A 516-nucleotide genomic window follows, 5' to 3' on the forward strand; every position below is an offset into this window, starting at 1 on the left:
CGGTTGACGATCCGACTCCGCTCTCCCACGAGGCTCTCGTGCTCGCGGTTAGGCCGCTTGGCGTCTTCGTCCTTGATTGTCGGGATCGCCACCATCTTGCAGTGATCACGCTCGCCGCGCAGCCAGCCGAGAAAAGAGCGTTTGAGCAAGCTGGTGTCGAGCCGATCGGTCTTGGCGCGCCGGTGCTCGCGCGATACCGCGACGCTCGACGGGTGGATCACATAGGCCTCGATTTCTTGCGCGCGCAGCCAGCGTGCTAACCAGAAGCCGTCGCGGCCGGCCTCATAGGCGACGGCGATCCGTTTGATCGTGCGTCCAGCCTGCACCGCCTCCTTCCGCCAACGATGCAGAAGCTGCAGAAGCGCATCCTGGTCTGGGCTGAGCTTCTTCAAAGGATTGCGTTCGAGTCCGGGCACAATACCGGCGACCAGCCAACTCGACTGGCCGATCTCGATCACCGCGATCACTGTCCCGTCTTGTTCAAGTGTGCCAAGGCATCTGCTAAGGCCGTCTTGG

At 62.6% G+C, this 516-nt stretch carries 1 protein-coding gene; it reads right to left on the minus strand.

Features of this window, described 5'->3' with window-relative positions; genetic code table 11:
• On the minus strand, positions 1 to 467 hold a 467-nt coding region (locus Q2941_RS51900; protein WP_479684057.1), incomplete at its 3' end, for a transposase.
• Positions 468 to 516: the final 49 nt, after the last annotated feature.

This window comes from Bradyrhizobium sp. UFLA05-153 (assembly GCF_054185185.1).